A 2500-nucleotide genomic window follows, 5' to 3' on the forward strand; every position below is an offset into this window, starting at 1 on the left:
GGCACTGTCTCAACCAGAGACTCGGTGAAATTATAGTACCTGTGAAGATGCAGGTTACCCGCGACAGGACGGAAAGACCCCGTGGAGCTTTACTGTAGCCTGATATTGAATTTTGGTACAGTTTGTACAGGATAGGCGGGAGCCTTTGAAACCGGAGCGCTAGCTTCGGTGGAGGCGCTGGTGGGATACCGCCCTGACTGTATTGAAATTCTAACCTACGGGTCTTATCGACCCGGGAGACAGTGTCAGGTGGGCAGTTTGACTGGGGCGGTCGCCTCCTAAAGTGTAACGGAGGCGCCCAAAGGTTCCCTCAGAATGGTTGGAAATCATTCGTAGAGTGCAAAGGCATAAGGGAGCTTGACTGCGAGACCTACAAGTCGAGCAGGGACGAAAGTCGGGCTTAGTGATCCGGTGGTTCCGCATGGAAGGGCCATCGCTCAACGGATAAAAGCTACCCCGGGGATAACAGGCTTATCTCCCCCAAGAGTCCACATCGACGGGGAGGTTTGGCACCTCGATGTCGGCTCATCGCATCCTGGGGCTGTAGTCGGTCCCAAGGGTTGGGCTGTTCGCCCATTAAAGCGGTACGCGAGCTGGGTTCAGAACGTCGTGAGACAGTTCGGTCCCTATCCGTCGTGGGCGTAGGAAATTTGAGAGGAGCTGTCCTTAGTACGAGAGGACCGGGATGGACGCACCGCTGGTGTACCAGTTGTTCTGCCAAGGGCATAGCTGGGTAGCTATGTGCGGAAGGGATAAGTGCTGAAAGCATCTAAGCATGAAGCCCCCCTCAAGATGAGATTTCCCATAGCGTAAGCTAGTAAGATCCCTGAAAGATGATCAGGTTGATAGGTTCGAGGTGGAAGCATGGTGACATGTGGAGCTGACGAATACTAATAGATCGAGGACTTAACCATATAATATGAAGCAAATGTTATCTAGTTTTGAAGGAATATGCCTTCATAGTTTGGTGATGATGGCAGAGAGGTCACACCCGTTCCCATACCGAACACGGAAGTTAAGCTCTCTAGCGCCGATGGTAGTTGGGACCTTGTCCCTGTGAGAGTAGGACGTCGCCAAGCAAGCTTAAGACGAGTCAGAATGACTCGTCTTTTTTGTGTTTCTAACTTCTTATCAGTCTCAAGTTATTCTTTTATATTCAATTTCTTTCATCAATTTCGATATGTAGTTTAAGATTTTCTATTTTATTTTTTGTGGAAGCAACCTATCGGTATGTTAAAATAGTACAGTTATTTTTTGAAGTACTTTAATATAGGAAGATTTAATTTTTTAAAAGGAGATAACATGAAAAAGATAGGTATAATTACTATAGTAGCCTTAGTCCTTCTAGCGATTGTGTATATGTTAGTCGGGAATTATTTTTATAATTATGCGTTGAATGCGAAACAAGAGAAAGAGTTTTTAGAGGATAACCCTCACTTGGTAGAAACTGTGAATGCATCAGGAGATGTGTTGGCTACAAGTGAAGAAAAGGATGCGAACTTTGTATCAAATCATAAACCTAATACACTACACATAAATTCTTTCGATAAGTTGAAATTAACAGGTTATGAATATATGAATAAACAATCTAGCCATAAATGGGCAATTGTAGTTCATGGATATGATAGTAGGGCATCAAAAATGACGAAATATATCCGGAATTTTTATGAACAAGGATATAACGTTATAGCGCCAGATCTTCGTGGGCATGGAAATAGTGAAGGTGATTATATAGGGATGGGCTGGCACGATCGTAAAGATATTTTGATTTGGATCCAACAAATTGTAAAGAAAGACCCCAATGCTGAAATAGCACTATTTGGTGTTTCAATGGGAGGGGCAACTGTAATGATGACTTCAGGTGAAGATTTACCTTCTAACGTGAAAGTTATTATTGAAGATTGTGGATACTCAACTGTTGTTGGTGAATTTACTTATCAACTAAAAGATTTATTCCATTTACCGAAGTTTCCTGTTATGAATGCGGCTAATACGGTTACAAAATTAAGAGCTGGATATGATTTAGAAGAAGCTTCAGCTGTAAAACAAGTTGAGAAAAGTAAAACACCGATGCTATTCATTCACGGGGATGCGGATACATTTGTTCCTTTTGAAATGTTAGATGAAGTATATAATGCTGCAAAAGTAGAAAAAGAGAAATTAATTGTTCCAGGTGCTGGACATGGAGAAGCTGAGAAGATAGATTCAAATGCATATTGGAATACCGTATGGAAGTTCGTGGGAAGATATATTTAAGTATAATTAGATTTACATATACGATAATCAGAAGGTAATACTTTTGATTATCGTTTTTCTATTTATAAATTTATTTTAGGTTGTAGTATATAAGGCTTGAAGCATAAATTTTTGAATTCCTTAGTGCCGGTGCTACAATGATTGACAACTACATGTTAATGAGGTGTTTCTATGAAAATTGAAGTATGGTCAGATTTTGTGTGTCCATTTTGCTACATTGGGAAACGTAGATTAGAGATGGCTT

Annotated in this window: 2 protein-coding genes and 2 rRNA genes (2 of these 4 only partly in view); all 4 read left to right on the forward strand. The window is 41.2% G+C overall.

From position 1 onward, the window contains the following. Nucleotides 1–914: ribosomal RNA gene (locus tag MKY00_RS01560) — 23S ribosomal RNA — on the forward strand; it begins 2008 nt to the left of the window's first position. A 49-nt stretch (nt 915–963) separates the two neighbouring features. Continuing rightward, nucleotides 964–1079: ribosomal RNA gene (rrf, locus tag MKY00_RS01565) — 5S ribosomal RNA — on the forward strand. Nucleotides 1080–1302: 223 nt separating this feature from the next. Then, nucleotides 1303–2256 carry an alpha/beta hydrolase gene (locus tag MKY00_RS01570; protein ID WP_016716307.1) on the forward strand — a complete coding sequence of 318 codons (954 nt, stop codon included), beginning with the start codon at nt 1303–1305 and terminating at the stop codon, nt 2254–2256. Between the two features lie 171 nt (nt 2257–2427). Next, nucleotides 2428–2500 carry the 5' end (the start) of a DsbA family oxidoreductase gene (locus MKY00_RS01575; protein WP_016716308.1) on the forward strand. Its footprint extends 659 nt past the window's final position, so the window shows 73 of its 732 coding nt (coding positions 1–73); the start codon lies at nt 2428–2430; its stop codon lies beyond the right edge, outside the window.

Source organism: Bacillus sp. FSL R9-9834, assembly GCF_038006905.1.
Lineage (GTDB): Bacteria > Bacillota > Bacilli > Bacillales > Bacillaceae_G > Bacillus_A > Bacillus_A pacificus.

What these genes read in the sequence shown, in the direction of transcription:
- MKY00_RS01570 (WP_016716307.1), top strand. Translation starts at nt 1,303, where the DNA reads ATGAAAAAGATAGGTATAATTACTATAGTAGCCTTAGTCCTTCTAGCG.